This is a genomic window from Micromonospora sp. NPDC049891 (assembly GCF_040660295.1).
Taxonomy (GTDB): Bacteria; Actinomycetota; Actinomycetes; order Mycobacteriales; family Micromonosporaceae; genus Micromonospora.
Genome location: NZ_JBFAML010000007.1, coordinates 143528 through 158335, shown reverse-complemented (window position 1 = coordinate 158335; position 14808 = coordinate 143528). Strand labels below are relative to the sequence as shown.

Below are 14808 nucleotides of genomic sequence, written 5' to 3'. Positions count from 1 at the left end.
CCGAAGGGGGCTGCCATGGCACAACTGACCCGGGACCGACCCGCCCTGCCGCGGGTGCCGGCGCTGAGGGTGCTCGAATACCACCTGGTGGGCTACCGACGCACCTGGCGGGCCGGTGCCTTCTCGTCCTTCCTGCTGCCCACACTTACCGTGCTCGGGTTCGGGGTGGGTGTCGGCGCGTACATCGACCGGGGTGTCGGTGGCGTCTCGTACCTGGAGTGGATCGTCGGTGGGCTGCTGGCGTCGACGGCGTTGCAGGTGGCGATCGCCGAGTCGACGTGGCCGGTCTTCGGCAACCTCCAGTGGCAGAAGATCTACTTCGGGCAACGCTCGTCGCCGCTGCGGGTCGGCGACATCGTCGCCGGCCACCTGGCGTTCGTGCTGTTCCGGGTACTGACCTCGGTCATCGCGTTCCTCCTGGTGACCGGCGCGCTGGGGGCGCTGCGGTCGCCGTGGGCGGTGCTGGCGGTGCCGGTGGTGGCGCTGCTCGCGCTGGCCGTCGCCGCACCCACCTTCGCGTACGCGGCATCTGTCGACTCGGACAGCTGGCTCGCCATGCTGTTCCGCTTCGCGGTGATCCCGATGACCCTGTTCGCCGGGGTGTTCTTCCCGGTCGAGTCGCTGCCGCTGGTGTTGCGCTGGCTCGCGTACGTCACGCCGCTCTGGCACGCCGTGGACCTGTGCCGGGCAGCGGTGCTCGGCGTCGCCCCGTACTGGTCGGTCGCCGGCCACCTGTGCTACCTGGCCGCCTGGGCGGCCGGGGGCTGGCTGCTCGCACGCCGCGTCTTCGCTCGCCGGCTCGTCGTCTAGGAGAGGGTCATGGTCACTCTGGTGCTGCCCCGGCTGGTCGACGTCTCGGCCGCGTCGCGGCGGTCCGCGTCGGTCACCGAGCGGAACGTCGCGGCCCTGAGGTCCGTCTACTGGCTGCTGCTCGTCTCCGGTTTCGTCGAGCCGCTGCTCTACCTGTTGTCCATCGGCGTCGGGGTGGGTGCCCTGATCGGCGACCTGACACTGCCCGGCGGCACGGTCGTCACGTACGCGGCCTTCGTCGCTCCGGCCATGCTCGCCTCGTCGGCGATGACCGGGGCGCTGGCGGAGACCACATTCAACTTCTTCGGGAAGATGAAGTACATGAAGCTGTACGACGGGGTGATCGCCACCCCGGTGCAGCCGTTCGAGATCGCCCTCGGCGAGCTGGCCTGGGCGATGCTGCGGGGCAGCGCGTACTCGGCCGCGTTCCTCGTGGTGATGGTGGTGATGGACCTGACCACACCCGTGCGCGCACTCGCCGCGTTCCCGGCGGCGGTGCTTGTCGGCTTCGCGTTCGGCGCACTCGGCATGGCGATCTCCACGTTCATGCGTAGCTGGCAGGATTTCGACCTGATGAGCTCGGCGCAGTTCGTGCTGTTCCTGTTCTCCGGCACCTTCGTGCCCGCCGAGACGTACCCGGTGGTGCTGCGGTGGCTGGTCGAGGTGACTCCGCTCTACCGGGCGGTGCACCTGATCCGTGCGCTGACCGTCGACACGGCTGGCTGGAGTTGGCTGCTCGACCTGCTCTACCTGCTCGTCGTACTGGCAGTGGGCCTGCTGATCGCGTCCCGCCGCATGGGCCGCCTGCTCTACAAGTAGCCCGCGCCCTGCCCCCGGGGCCTCGCGGGCGGCACCGGGGGCGGCGATGTGTGGCACTCCAGGTGTCCTCAGACCGGCGTGTCGAGTATCAGGAGTGCCACTGATCAGCGTCGCGCGGTAGTCGCCACCGTGGGAAGCGTGGTGGTGGGGTCAGCCGCCCTGGTAGTAGCGGGCGGCGCCGGGGTGCAGGGGGATGGGGTCGGTGGTGGCGGCGGATTCACGGTCGAAGTTGCGCGCCTCGGGGTGCGCCACGGCCAGGTCGGCCTGGTAGGTGAAGAGCAGCCGGGTCAGGTCGTACGCCAGGTCGTCGGGCATCTCCGCGCTGACCAGGATCACGTTGGCGACCGTCACCGTCGGGGTGCCCGATGGGGTGTCGTAGGCGTCGCGGGGCAGCTCGGCGGTGGTGTAGACCGAGCCGTGTGTCGCGGTCAGCGGTTCGATCAGGTCGGCGAGCGGCAGTAGCCGGAACCGGTCCGGCGCGCCGGTGAGCAGGTCGGCGATGCCCGGCGTGGGTAGCCCGCCGGAGAAGAACATCGCGTCGAGGGTGCCGCTGCGCATCCGGGAAACCGTCTCCGGCAGCGACAGCCGCGCCCGGCGTACGTCCCGCTCCGGGTCGAGCCCGGCGGCGGCGAGCAGCCGACCGGCGATGACGTCGGTGCCGGACTTCGGTGAGCCGGTGGAGACCCGCTTGCCGCGCAGTCCCGCGAGGTCGGCGATCTGCGCGTCGGCCCGGACGATCACGTGGGTGTAGTTGCTGTAGACCCGGGCCAGCGCCCGGACCGGTTGTGGGCGACCGTTGAAGGCACCGCGACCGGCGCTGGCGTCCGCTGCCGTGTCGGCGAGGCTGAAAGCGATCTCCATGTCGCCGTCGACCAGCCGGGTGATGTTCTCACCGGAGGCGCCTGTGGGTTCGGCCCGAGCCTCGTAGCCGGGCAGGTGGCGGCTGATGACGTCGGCGTACCCGCCGCCCAGCTGGTAGTAGACCCCTGTGGTGTTGCCGGTGGCGAGGAAGATCCGCCCGTCGTGCCAGGGACGCGGCTCCGGGCTGCTCTCGGCCGCGCAGCCCGCGACGACCGCGACGGCCAGCAGCGCCGCCGCAAACCGCCGGCCCCGGCTCATGCGGGCACCCCGCCGGGCTGGTGGTCCGCCCAGGTCCGAGCCGCCGGTTCGAGCGCCTCGGCGACCCGCTGGACCAGCGTCGCCGTCTCGTAACCGATCTGACCCAGGTCGCATCCGGCGGCGGCCAGCACGCCGAGCAGGGCGCGGTCACCGACCGCCATCACGAGTAGTACGCCGCCGTCCATGTCGACGATCTGCTGTCGGACCCGGCCGGCGGACATCAGCCGGGCAGCGCCGACGGTCAGGCTGGCCAGGCCGCTGATCACGGCGGCGAGCTGGTCCGCCTGGTCGGTCGAGAGGTGCGGCGAGGCCGCCAGCCGCAGCCCGTCCCCGGAAACGGCGAGGGCGTGCGACACGTCCGGTACCTGCTCGGCGAAGTTCGCCAGGAGCCAGTCGAGGCCGGGGCTGCCGTTGGGCATCATCTAGGGTCTCCCGTTCGTCTGCTGGTTACGTCGCATCGCGTGGGCCACCCCGGCGGAGAGAGCGGACAGCCGGGCTCGTACCACCTCGGGGTCGAGCAGGTCCGGCGCGGCCTGCGGCGGCGGCACGTCGTGCAGTTCGGACTGAAGGCCACCGCCGCGTACCCGCCGGGGCAGACCGACAGCGGTGGCCTCCTCGGGACGGGCGGTGCCCGACCGCCAGGCCGACGCACCGTTGGCCGGCGCGGGCGGCCCGTTCGGCGCGACACCGACGGGCTGCGTAGGCGGCCGGGAGTGCGGTTGACCGGGCTGCGCGGGTGACCAGGCCGATGCGCCGTTGCCCACCACCGGCAACGTCATCGTCGGGGCCCGGTGCACGTCGAAGCGGTCCGCTGCGGCACCGACCGCCGCCGGAGCGGCCTGCCCGCCCCGGTGTCGGAACCAGGCTCCGACGGCCGGGGAAGCCGGCCGTCCGACCCCGGTCGGACGGCTGGTGAGCTGCTCCATCCGGGTCAGCACCGCCTCCGGCACGTCCACCTGGGCCACCGTCCCGGCACCGGCGCTGTGCAGCCGCACCTGGATGCCGTGCCGGGCCGCCAGGTGCGCCACCACGTGCAGGCCCATGCTGCCGGCGGCCGCGCTGGACAGCGCGGCCGGGGCACGCAACCGCTCATTGATCTCGGCCAGGCGGCTCTCGCCGATGCCGATGCCCTGGTCGTGTACGCGCAGGGTCAACCCGTCGACGGTCCGTCGACCGTCCACATGCACCGGAGTGTGCGGCGGGGAGTACGAGGTGGCGTTCTCCAGCAACTCGGCCAGCAGGTGCACCAGGTTGCCCACCGCCGAGCCGTGCACACCGGCGGTGGGTACGTCGATCTCGACCCGGGCGTACTCCTCGATCTCGGAGGCGGCACCGCGTACGACGTCGGCCACCAGGTGCGGCCCGTCCTGCGACCGTCCGGGCTCGCCCCCGGCGAGGACCAGCAGGTTCTCCCCGTTGCGCCGCATCCGGGCGGCGAGGTGGTCGAGAGCGAAGAGCCGGGCCAACGCGTCCGGATCCGTCTCCTCGCGTTCGAACTCATCGAGCAGCCGTAGCTGCCGGGTGATCAGCGTACGGATCCGGCGGGCCAGCGCCTCGACCATCCGGGTCACGTCCATCCGCAGCTCGGCCTGCGCGCCGGCGAGCCGCAGCGCGGCCCGGTTGACGGTGTCGAACGCCTCGGCCACCTGGGCGATCTCGTCGCGTCCACGGCTGATTCCCGCGGTGAGCTGCGAGGCCGAGCCCTCGGCCGGACCACTGTCCCCGGCCGCGATGGCGGTGATCCGTTCGGGCAGCTCCCGGTGGGCCATGGTCAGCGCCGCCACCCGCAGCCGGCGTAGCCGGCGGCTGGTGCGTACCGCCAGCATTGCGGCGGTGACCAACGAGACAAGCGCCAGCGTGGCGGTGGAACCACCGGTGACCAGTGCCCGTTGACGTGCGTCGGAGGCCAGCTCGGCGGCGCGCCTGTCGAGTTCGTCGGAGAGTTCCCGGCCGAGCAGGTTGAACCGGCGGATGGCACCGCTCTGGGCGACGTACCAGGCGTCGCCGTCGGCGGCGAGCGCGGACGGCTCGCTGTCGGCGTTCAACGCGCTGTCGCGCATCCGCCGGGCGGTGGACACGTCGCCTCCGGCGAGCAGCCGGGTGTACGCGTCGGTGGCGCGTTCCCCGGCGATCCGGGAGAACTCGGCCTGCCGCTGTTCCTGCGCTCCGCGCAGCCGGCCCAGTCGGGCGAGTTCGCCCTTGGCCAGCTCACCCCGGACGAAGATGGCTCGCAGCAGATCACGTTCCAGCGACGCCAGGTGTTCCTGGGCCGCGACCGCGGCCACCTCACGGGCGCGGTTGGCCAACTCGGGGTCGCGTAGCTGGGCGGGCAGCGCGTCGGCGACGGCGAGCAACGACTCCACAAGTGCCACGTAGACACCGTCGGCGGTGTCGGCGGTGAGCGCGGCGATCCGGGCCTCGTCGAGCTGGTCCAGGTGCTCGGTCACGCCGTCGAGGGCGCGGCCGAGGTCCGGCGCGGTGCGGCGGGCGTCGGAGCTGGCGGTCTGGTAGCGCTCGCTGGCCTCGTCGACCCGGCGTCGCTGGGCGTCGACCAGCTGCCGGCCGGAGGTCCCGCCGCGCTGGCGTAGCGCAGCCGTCTCGCCGAGTTCCCGTTCCAGCTCGTGCACCAGCGAGACGGTGGTGGTGGCGGTGCCGGCCAGCACCCGGGCCCGTTCGGCGTCGGCGGAGGCGGCCAGGGCCTCACCGGTCTGGATGGCACCCAGCACGAGCAGGCCGGCGGTGGCGATCAGGATCGGTGCGAGCAGTTGGGTGCGCACGGACCACAGCCGGCCGGTGTGGCCGGACGGGCGGTTGTGCCGGCGTACGCGGGCCAGCGAGGACAGCGGCACGGGGGTCTCCCGAGGTCGGGGCGGCCGGGTCGGGTGTCACGCACCCGGCCCGGCCGCCGTCGGTCAGCTCGCGCCGAGGTCCTGCAACGCCTTGGCCGCGCCTCGGTGCAGACCGACCGGGTCGGTCTTGCGGGCGGTGTCCAGCGCGATGCCCTTGGCAGCGGGGTTGGCCTGAGCCAGCGCGTCCTTCTTCTCGAACACGGTCCGAGTGATGGCGCAGGCCACGTTGGCGTCGAGATCCTTGCGGACGAGCAGCACGTTCGGGACCACGATGGTCGGGGTGTCCGCCGCCGTGGAGTAGACGTCCCGGCCGATCGTGCCGGCCTGGTACGCGGGGTTCAGTTCGCTCAGCTTAGGCAGCAGCGGCGTGATGTCGATGAATTTCACCTTGTCACCAGCGGTGGTGAAAAGGTCGGTGACACCGCCGGTGGGCAGGCCGCCGGACCAGAAGAAGCCGTCGACGGTGCCGTCCTTGACACCCTCCACTGTCTTGACGAGGTCGAGCCGCTGGGCCTGGATGTCCGCGGCCGGGTTCAGGCCGGCGGCTTCCAGCAGCCGGTTCGCGATGACCTCGGTGCCGGACTTGGGGGAGCCCGTCGAGATCTTCTTGCCGCGCATGTCGGCCACCGAGTTGATCCCCGAGTCGGCTCGGACGACCACCTGGGTGTAGTTGTCGTAGATTCGGGCCAGCGCCTCCACCGGCTGGGGGGCGTTGAAGCTGTCCTTGCCCTCCACCGCGTTCACGGCGGTGTCGAACAGCGAGAAGGCCACGTCGTACTGGCCGCCGACGAGCTGTTCGATGTTCTGGACCGACGCTCCGGTCTCGGCCGCCGTGCCGGTCAGCCGACCGCCGGTGCTGTCCGAGAGCTGGCCGGCCAGGGCGTTGCCGACCACGTAGTAGACGCCGGTGGCGTTACCGGTGGCGATGCCCACCCGGGTGTTCTCGGCCACCTCACAGGTGACGGCACTCGCGGTGTCGTCCGTGGCCGCGGCGCCCTGGCGGCCTCCGCAACCGGCGGCGCCGGCGGCGACGAGGGTGAGGGCTCCCACCCCGGCCACGAGCCGCACGTTGATCCGTCCCACGCTGTCTCCTTCCTGGTTCATGCCGGTGATCCGGCTCGCGTCCCGCCGGAGGGGCCGGCGGATCCGCGTCGTACGAACACGCCCACCGCCATGACGCCGGCCAGCACGGCGCCGATCGCGACGGGTACGGGTTGCAGCCAGAGCAGCGTCAGGCCGGCGGCGACACCGACCAGACGTTCCGGCACGCCGGCCGGCCCGACGCCGGGCAGCCAACCGCCGGCCGCGACGGCCAGCACCGCGACACCGAGAGCGGTGACCGCGGTGGCGACGAGGATGCGTCGTGGACCACCGATGCCGAGCAGACCGAGTCCGGTCGGGGTGATCACGAAGGCCAGCGGGATCAGGTACGCCGGCAGCGCGTACCGCAGGGTGTGCCACATCGTTGGCACCAACCGCCCGCCGGTGACCGCGGCGGCGGCGACGGCGGCGAGTGCTGTCGGTGGTGACACCTCGGACAGCGCCGCGAAGTAGAAGACGAACATGGCGGCGGCGGGAGCGCTGACGCCGAGGTCGAGCAGGGCCGGCCCGATGATCACCCAGCCGATCACGAACGACGCCGTCACCGGGATGGCCAGGCCGAGCAGGCTGAGCGCGACGGCGGCGAGCAGCGCGGTCAGGGCGAGCACCACGGCCGGCTCGGAGCTGACCGCGCTCGCGGCGCCGACCAGGAGCGCCGCCGCCTGCGGACCGAGGCCGGTCTTGGTGGTGGTGGCGGTGATGATGCCGGCCGCCGCGCAGACGACGGTGACCGCGAGGACGCCGCGTACGCCTGTGGAGAGCGCGGCGACCAGTCGGGGCGGGGTGAGCCGGTGCGTCCGGTCCAGGAAGGACAGGGCGACCGCGAGCAGGGTCGCCAGCACCACGGCACGGGTCGCCGACAGCCCGACGGCGAGCAGCCCGACGATGGCGAACAGGGAGGCGAAGTAGTAACCGGAACGGGCCAGCAGCCGCCAGACGGAACCGGCCTCAAGGGCCGCCGGGCGTACCCCGGAGCGCCGTGCGTCGATCTCCACCGAGAGCACGATGCCGAGGTAGTACAGGACCGTCGGCACCATCGCCCAGCCGAGTACCTGCAGGTAGGACACGCCGAGGTACTCGGCGATGATGAAGGCTGCCGCGCCGAGCGTCGGTGGGGACAGGATGGCACCCACGCCGGCTGCGGCGAGCATTCCGCCGGCCCGTTCCGCCGGGTACCCGGCCCGGCGCAGAATCGGCCAGGTCACCGCACCGATGCTGACGGTGGTGGCCGCTCCGGAGCCGGAGACGGTGCCGAGCAGGAAGCCGGAGGCCACAGCCGTACGACCGGCTGCGGTACGCGAGCGCCGGAACGCCGCAGCGGACAGGTTCACGAAGAACCGGCCGGCGCCGGAGAGGTCGAGTACCGCCCCGTAGATGGTGAACAGCACGATGTACGTGGCGGCCACGTCCAGCGGGGTGCCGTAGAAGCCGCTGTCGGAGTTGTAGAAGGCGTCGACCAACTGCCCGAAGTCCAGCCCGGCATGGGCCACCGCCCAGGTCTGCGGCAGCAGCCCGCCGTAGTAGCCGTAGCCGAGGAAGACCAGACAGACGGCGGGCAGGATCCATCCGGTGGTCCGCCGGCACCCCTCCAGCAGCAGGAGCAGCAGGACGGTGCCCATCGCCACGTCCATCCCGACAAGCAGTCCCTGCCGGTCGAGGAACGCGTCGTAGCCGCCGCCACCGCCGGCCAGGGCGATCGGCAGCACCGGGTACAGGCAACCGGCCAGCGCCGCGGCGGCGAGCAGCCAGTCGGCGCGGCCGGGGCCGGTCCGGCCGGCTCCGGCCGCGTCGCGGGTCGGCGTCGCCGGGGCCCGGCCTGCGAGCACCGCCCGCAGGCGGCCAGGCAGCCGCAGGTCGGCCGGGTAGGCGAGAAACACCAACGGGAGTACGCCGGCCAGGAAGAAGATCAGGTAGTACTTGCTGCCCTGCGCCAGCGGCCGGAACACCTGCCAGAGTGCGAACAGTCCGATCGCCAGCGTGGCGGCGGTCAGGACGAGGGCGACCGGTCCGGTCAGCACCCGGCCGGGCTTCTCGTCCTCGAACCGGCCGGCGAGTTCGGTCGGATCGATCCGGGTCGGATCGATCCGGGTCGGATCGGTCCCGGTCGGATCGATCCGGGCGGCGGGTGCCTCCGCCTCCGCCACTCGGCCGTGTCCGCCGTGGCGCTCAGGTCCGGAATCATCGGTGAATCGGATAGCCGACACGAGGGGGGACGATACGCGAATTGACTCCGCGTTGGGGACATTGTCGAACATCGCTTCGCTGCGTGACTTTACATTCTTTCAAGTCGCTCGTTGCGGCAATAATTAAGAATAGCGTTCACGATCGGGCTGAACGCGCCGATGGGGGCGGGGTGAGGCGATCGGAGGGCCGAACGGGCACTGTCCGTTTTGCCACATTAAAGGCAGCCTTGATGCCACCCGGCGGTGAGCAAAAATCCATTGATGCGATTACTCTCCGTATCCAAAACTACGATGTGTGTCGGCATGGATCATCTGGGTTGCGATGGCCGGACGGTCGTTGGCGCGGCCGCTCGGCCGGTTCCGGCGCGCACCGCCGGCCGTTCCGCAGCCTTGATCGGCGTTCCCCGACCATTACGGTAGTGATCGCATTCGGCCGGCAACCGTCCGACGGGAACCCGGGTTGGCGCATTTCCCGCGAGCGGGAAAACGGGCCGTCGCGGCGACCGGTGCCGTGCCGCGGGTGCCTGGGCGGCGGATCGCGGGTGCTCGGGCGAACGGCTTGGGCTGCGGTGACCCGCGTCCAGGTCCAGCGGTCCACCAATGGGTTACTCGACGTCCCTGGCTGGGCATGTGTGCTGGACGATCACCGCGAGCGGAACTGAGGGGAGTGGCGATGGCCTCCGAGGAGTCTTCCCGTCCGGACCGGCGTGACCCGGGGCCCGACACCACCCCCGAGGCGCGACGGAACGAGTCGGGTGCCGACCGCGACACGCCGGGGCAACGGGACGAGTCGGGTGCCGAGCGCGACACGCCGGGGCAGCGGGAAGAACCGGACGCGGACCGCGACACGCCAGCTCATCCGGGCAGGCTGTCACGCGGCGAGTGGGTGGCGGCGATGCGCCGGACGGTGCGTGAGTTCGGCGACGACAGCCTGACCGACTGGGCTGCGGCGCTCACCTACTACGGGGTGCTCTCCATCTTCCCGGGCCTGCTGGTGCTGGTCTCGCTGCTCGGCCTGCTCGGCCCGGCGGCCACCCGGACGGTGCGTGACACCGTCGCCGAGTCGGTTCCCGAGCAGAACATCCGCCAGATCCTCGACGCCGCGATCGAGCAGGCCCAGCAGAACGGCGGGTTGGCCGGCATCGCCGCGATCATCGGTCTGCTCGCCGCCTTCTGGTCGGCATCCGGTTACGTGGCCGCCTTCATGCGTGCCTCCAACGCGATCTACGACGTGCCGGAGGGGCGGCCGATCTGGAAGACCCTGCCGATCCGGGTGGGCGTCACCGCGGTGATCGGGGTGATGCTGCTGGCCAGTGCGGTGATCGTGGTCTTCACCGGCCGTCTCGCCGAGGAGGTCGGCGCCGCGCTGGGGGTGGGGCGCACGGCCGTGACGGTGTGGGACATCGCCAAGTGGCCGGTGCTGCTGGTCCTGGTCAGCCTGATGTTCGCGATCCTCTACTGGGCGTCGCCGAACGCACGGCAGGGCGGCTTCCGCTGGGTCAGTCCCGGTGGGGTGCTGGCGGTGCTGATCTGGTTGCTGATCTCCGGCCTGTTCGCGTTCTACGTCGGCAACTTCGGCTCCTACAACAAGACCTACGGGGCGCTGGCCGGGGTGATCATCTTCCTGGTCTGGCTCTGGCTGAGCAACATCGCGATCCTGTTCGGTGCGGAGCTCGATGCCGAGTTGGCGCGGGCCCGGGCGATAAGTGGGGGGCTGCGGCCGGTCGATCGGGAGCCCTACGTTGAGTTGCGCGACGACCGCAAGCTGCGCTCGAAGGGTGCCGAATCGCCTTCCCAGTGACCTTCCGGACGCATCTACACCTACTAGCTGCGGTCTTGCGCCGAAACTTTTGCTAGATCAGGCAAAAGTTGCCGCCAAACCGCTCTAAGGTCTGGACAGCGCAGGTCGAAGCCTCCTACTGTGTCGGGCACCACACGTCGGCATTTCGTCGATGTGAACACCCCCGGTGGGAGAGGTGAGCCGTGCACAACGCCGACCCCCTGCACGTCCGGCTGTTGCGGTTGTTACGCGACGAGGGAGCGCTGTCGCGGGCCGAGCTCGCCGACCGGCTGGAGATGCCCCGGCCCCGCCTGCTCGCCGAGCTGGAGCGGCTGGTCGCCCTGGGCTACGTGGCGGAGGCGGGCAAGGCGGCCTCGCGGGGCGGGCGCCGCTCGACGCTTGTCGAGTTGAGCCCGGAACTGCGCTTCGCGGCCGTCGATCTCGGCGCCAGCTCGATCGACGTCGAGGTGGTCAACGGCAGGCTGGAGCCGGTGGCGGCGTACGCGGAGCCGGCGGACATCCGGTCCGGCCCGAAGGCGACCCTCCAGCGCGTCAACGAGCTGCTGCACAAGGCCCGGGTCGATGGCGTCTACGAGCGACTCGACGCCGTCGGTATCGGGGTGCCCGGTCCGGTCAGCTTCCGCGACGGAGTGCCGGTCTCGCCGCCGATCATGCCCGGCTGGGACCGCTTCCCCGTCCGTGAACTGCTCACCCGGGAGCACGGCTGCCCGGCGGTGGTCGACAACGACGTGAACATCATGGCCATCGGCGAGCGGCACGGCGGGGTGGCCCACTCGGTCGACGACTTCCTCTTCGTCAAGATCGGCACCGGTATCGGCTGCGGCATCTACCTCAGCGGCGACGTCTACCGGGGCACCGACGGGTGTGCCGGCGACATCGGCCACATCCAGGTCGATCCGCACGGGCCGGTCTGCTCCTGCGGTAACGCCGGCTGCCTGGAGGCACTCTTCAGCGGGGCGGCACTGGCCAAGGACGCCACCTCCGCCGCGCGGGCCGGCACCTCACCTTCCCTGGCCGAGCGGCTGGAGCTCAACGGCGCGGTCACCGCCCTCGACGTCGCCGCCGGTGCCCTCGAAGGGGACGTGACCTGCATCCAGCTCATCCGCGAGGGGGGACGGCGGGTCGGCGGCGTGCTCGCCGGACTGGTCAGCTTCACCAACCCCTCGATGATCGTGATCGGCGGAGGGCTCGCCCAACTCGGGCACGTCCTGCTCGCCGAGATCCGCAGCGTCGTGTACCGCCGCTCGCTGCCGCTGGCGACCGGCAACCTGCCGGTGGTGCTCTCCGAACTCGGCCCGCGTGCCGGTGTGGCCGGTGCCGCAGTGCTCGCCAGCGACCTGGCCTTCGGGGAGGCGGCATGACCGGGCACCCTGTCACCCCGGCCGGCCTTGACGCCGGGAGCGGGGAGGGCACTCCGCTGGTCGAGGCGCCGGCCGACACCGTCGCCGGCGAGGTGGTGCTGCGCCTGACCGACGTGGTCAAGACCTTCCCGGGCGTACGCGCCCTTGACGGCGTGCAACTGGAGGTCCGCGCGGGCGAGGTGCACTGCCTGCTGGGGCAGAACGGCGCCGGCAAGTCCACGCTGATCAAGGTGCTCGCCGGGGTGCACCGGCCCGACTCGGGGCTGGTCGAGTGGCGCGGCGAGCCGGCCACCTTCGCCAACCCGCAGGCCGCCATGCGCGCCGGGATCGCCACCATCTACCAGGAACTCGACCTGGTCGAGGACCTGTCCGTGGCGGAGAACGCCTTCCTGGGGCACGAGCCGCGCCGCTTCGGGTTCATCCGCCGGGGCTACATGGCCGGGCGGACCCGCGAGATCCTCGGCCGGCTCGGCCACGCCGAGATTCCACCGGGCCGGATGGTGCGGGCGCTGCCGGCGGCCGGCAAGCAGGTGGTCAGCATGGCGCGGGCGTTGTCCCACGAGGCCCGGCTGATCGTCATGGACGAGCCGAGTGCGGTGCTCGCCCACGACGAGGTGGAGAACCTCTTCCGGATCATCCGCGAACTGACCGCCCAGGGCATCGCGGTCATCTACATCTCGCACCGGTTGGAGGAGATCCGCGAGATCGGCGACCGGGTGACCGTCCTCAAGGACGGCCGGACCACCGCGGCGAACCTGCCGGCCCGCGAGACCCCGACCAGGGACCTGGTCTCCCGGATGACCGGCCGGACCATCGAGTACGTCTTCCCGGACCGTCCTGTGGACACCGTGGTCGGCGACGAACTGCTCCAGGTCGACGGGTTGACCCGCGCCGGCGAGTTCGCCGACGTCTCGCTCACCGTCCGGGCCGGAGAGATCGTCGGCATCGCGGGCCTGGTGGGCTCCGGCCGCTCCGAAGTGCTGGAGACGATCTACGGCGCGCGGACGGCCGAGGCCGGCTCGGTACGGATGGCCGGCCGGGCGCTGCGGCCGGGCAGCGTCGGCGCGGCGGTGAAGGCCGGCATGGGCATGGCCCCCGAGGAGCGCAAGAGCCAGGCGTTGCTGCTCGGTGAGCCGATCTACCGCAACGTCACCCTGGCCACCTTCAGCCGCTACGCCCGCTTCGGTTTCACCGACGTGACCCGGGAACGGGCCGAGGCCGACCGGATCGCGGAGAACCTGGAGATGCGCCCGCGCGACGTCCGCCGGGCGGTCCGCACCCTCTCCGGCGGCAACCAGCAGAAGGTGGTGGTCGGTCGCTGGCTGCTCGGCGACACGAAGCTGCTGCTGCTCGACGAACCCACGCGGGGGGTGGACGTCGGCGCCCGGGCCGAGCTGTACCAGGTGATCCGGCAGCTCGCGGCCCAGGGAGTCGGGGTGCTGCTGGTCTCCAGCGAGGTGCCCGAGGTGCTCGGCCTGGCCGACCGGGTGCTGGTGATGCGGGAAGGGCGGGTCGTCCGCACCGCCCCGGCCGGCGAACTCGACGAGAACACCGTGCTCGACCTCGTCATGGCGGGGTCCCTGATGGAAGGCGCACCGGCATGAGCGAGCGTCCGCCCACCGCCACGCAGCTACCGGCGCAGTCGCCGCCGGTGGACCCGGCCGAGACCGAGGCGGCCGGGCACCGGACGCCGAGCCCCACGCCGCCCTCCGCCGGCCGGCTCTCCTGGTGGCACGGCGACGGCGGCGAGGGCGCCAAGCGCAACCTGGCCCTGATCGGGGTGCTGCTGGCCCTCTTCGTGATCGGTGCGGCCACCCGATCGGACCTGTACTCCAACCCGGACTGGGTCTGGGCGAACATGCTCAGCATCCTCAAGCTCGCCTCGGTGGTCGGCGTGGTCACCGTCGGGATGACTTTTGTGATCATCGGGGGTGGTATCGACCTCTCGGTCGGCGCGATCGTGGCGCTGGCCGGGGTCTGGTGCACCACTGTGGCGACCCAGAGCTTCGGCGCCGGCGGGATGATCTTCACCGCGATCATCGTCGGAGTGGCGGTCGGCCTGGTCAACGGAACGCTCATCGCATACGGGCGGCTGGTGCCGTTCATCGCGACGCTTGCCATGCTTGTCGCCGCGCGAGGGTTGGCCGCTGAGATCTCTCAGAAGCAGACCCAGATCTCGCAGAACAGCACGATCAACGGCATCGCCAGCACCGATCTGCTCGGCATTCCGCTGCTTGTCTACATCCTGGCCGCCGTGGTCGCCGCGGGCTGGGTGCTGCTCAACCGCACCACCTTCGGGCGACGCACCGTCGCCGTCGGCGGCAATCCGGAGGCGGCCCGACTGGCCGGCATCAACGTCAAGCTGCACACCCTGCTGCTGTACGCGCTCTCCGGCCTGTGCTGCGGCATCGCCGCCATCATGCTCACCGCGCAGGCCACCTCGGCCCAAGCGGCGATGGCGAACCTCTACGAGCTGGACGCGATCGCCGCCGTGATCATCGGTGGCACGCTGCTCAGCGGCGGGCGGGGCACCATCGTCGGCTCCCTGCTCGGTGTGATCATCTTCGCCACCATCACCAACCTCTTCGCCATCAACGGCCTCTCCACCGAGGCACAGAACATGGTCAAGGGCGGCATCATCGTCGCCGCCGTCCTGATCCAGCAGATCCAGTTCGGCAGTCTCTCCCAGTTCTTCCGTCGTAACCGGCTCACCACGAGCTGACCACCGCGCCAACCGGGCCACCCGAGCAACCGACGGTGGCCGG

At 71.4% G+C, this 14808-nt stretch carries 11 protein-coding genes; 6 read left to right on the top strand and 5 right to left on the bottom strand.

Annotation, left to right across the window (positions count from 1 at the left end):
* The first annotated feature begins 15 nt into the window (after positions 1-15).
* Both AB0I71_RS12035 and AB0I71_RS12030 read left to right on the top strand, forming a co-directional pair.
* A complete protein-coding gene (locus tag AB0I71_RS12035; RefSeq protein WP_357583649.1) occupies positions 16-810 on the top strand; it encodes an ABC transporter permease in 795 nt (264 codons plus the stop codon).
* Positions 811-819: 9 nt separating this feature from the next.
* Positions 820-1629, top strand: a complete 810-nt coding sequence (locus AB0I71_RS12030; protein WP_357583647.1) for an ABC transporter permease — start codon at positions 820-822, stop codon at positions 1627-1629.
* 150 nt (positions 1630-1779) lie between these two features.
* Here AB0I71_RS12030 and AB0I71_RS12025 read toward each other — a convergent pair whose 3' ends face one another.
* The 5 genes from AB0I71_RS12025 to AB0I71_RS12005 all read right to left on the bottom strand — a co-directional run bounded on the left by AB0I71_RS12025 (position 1780) and on the right by AB0I71_RS12005 (position 8782).
* Entirely contained in the window at positions 1780-2748 is a 969-nt protein-coding gene (locus tag AB0I71_RS12025; protein WP_357583645.1) for a TAXI family TRAP transporter solute-binding subunit, read from the bottom strand.
* Complete coding sequence (locus tag AB0I71_RS12020; RefSeq protein WP_357583643.1) at positions 2745-3170, bottom strand: roadblock/LC7 domain-containing protein; 426 nt, start codon at positions 3168-3170, stop codon at positions 2745-2747. Before AB0I71_RS12020 ends, AB0I71_RS12025 begins: the two co-directional genes overlap by 4 nt.
* The gene (locus AB0I71_RS12015) at positions 3171-5597 is read right to left on the bottom strand and encodes a nitrate- and nitrite sensing domain-containing protein (RefSeq protein WP_357583641.1); all 2427 of its coding nucleotides are present in this window, start codon (positions 5595-5597) and stop codon (positions 3171-3173) included.
* A 63-nt stretch (positions 5598-5660) separates the two neighbouring features.
* Positions 5661-6680 carry a TAXI family TRAP transporter solute-binding subunit gene (locus AB0I71_RS12010; RefSeq protein ID WP_357583639.1) on the bottom strand — a complete coding sequence of 340 codons (1020 nt, stop codon included), beginning with the start codon at positions 6678-6680 and terminating at the stop codon, positions 5661-5663.
* 17 nt (positions 6681-6697) lie between these two features.
* Positions 6698-8782, bottom strand: coding sequence for a TRAP transporter fused permease subunit (locus tag AB0I71_RS12005; protein WP_357583836.1), 2085 nt, complete (start codon positions 8780-8782; stop codon positions 6698-6700).
* Positions 8783-9554: 772 nt separating this feature from the next.
* Between AB0I71_RS12005 and AB0I71_RS12000 the strand changes: the two genes are divergently transcribed.
* The 4 genes from AB0I71_RS12000 to AB0I71_RS11985 all read left to right on the top strand — a co-directional run bounded on the left by AB0I71_RS12000 (position 9555) and on the right by AB0I71_RS11985 (position 14765).
* The gene (locus tag AB0I71_RS12000; protein WP_357583637.1) at positions 9555-10682 is read left to right on the top strand and encodes a YihY/virulence factor BrkB family protein; all 1128 of its coding nucleotides are present in this window, start codon (positions 9555-9557) and stop codon (positions 10680-10682) included.
* Positions 10683-10864: 182 nt separating this feature from the next.
* Entirely contained in the window at positions 10865-12043 is a 1179-nt protein-coding gene (locus tag AB0I71_RS11995; RefSeq protein ID WP_357583635.1) for an ROK family transcriptional regulator, read from the top strand.
* Positions 12040-13647 carry a sugar ABC transporter ATP-binding protein gene (locus AB0I71_RS11990; RefSeq protein ID WP_357583633.1) on the top strand — a complete coding sequence of 536 codons (1608 nt, stop codon included), beginning with the start codon at positions 12040-12042 and terminating at the stop codon, positions 13645-13647. Before AB0I71_RS11995 ends, AB0I71_RS11990 begins: the two co-directional genes overlap by 4 nt.
* Positions 13644-14765, top strand: a complete 1122-nt coding sequence (locus AB0I71_RS11985; protein ID WP_357583631.1) for an ABC transporter permease — start codon at positions 13644-13646, stop codon at positions 14763-14765. The genes AB0I71_RS11990 and AB0I71_RS11985 overlap by 4 nt, the downstream gene beginning before the upstream one ends.
* Positions 14766-14808: the final 43 nt, after the last annotated feature.

Bases quoted from the DNA above. Each gene is read 5' to 3' on its own strand.
- AB0I71_RS12035 (WP_357583649.1), top strand. From the start codon at position 16: ATGGCACAACTGACCCGGGACCGACCCGCCCTGCCGCGGGTGCCGGCG.
- AB0I71_RS12030 (WP_357583647.1), top strand. From the start codon at position 820: ATGGTCACTCTGGTGCTGCCCCGGCTGGTCGACGTCTCGGCCGCGTCG.
- AB0I71_RS12025 (WP_357583645.1), bottom strand. From the start codon at position 2,748: ATGAGCCGGGGCCGGCGGTTTGCGGCGGCGCTGCTGGCCGTCGCGGTC.
- AB0I71_RS12020 (WP_357583643.1), bottom strand. From the start codon at position 3,170: ATGATGCCCAACGGCAGCCCCGGCCTCGACTGGCTCCTGGCGAACTTC.
- AB0I71_RS12000 (WP_357583637.1), top strand. From the start codon at position 9,555: ATGGCCTCCGAGGAGTCTTCCCGTCCGGACCGGCGTGACCCGGGGCCC.
- AB0I71_RS11990 (WP_357583633.1), top strand. From the start codon at position 12,040: ATGACCGGGCACCCTGTCACCCCGGCCGGCCTTGACGCCGGGAGCGGG.
- AB0I71_RS11985 (WP_357583631.1), top strand. From the start codon at position 13,644: ATGAGCGAGCGTCCGCCCACCGCCACGCAGCTACCGGCGCAGTCGCCG.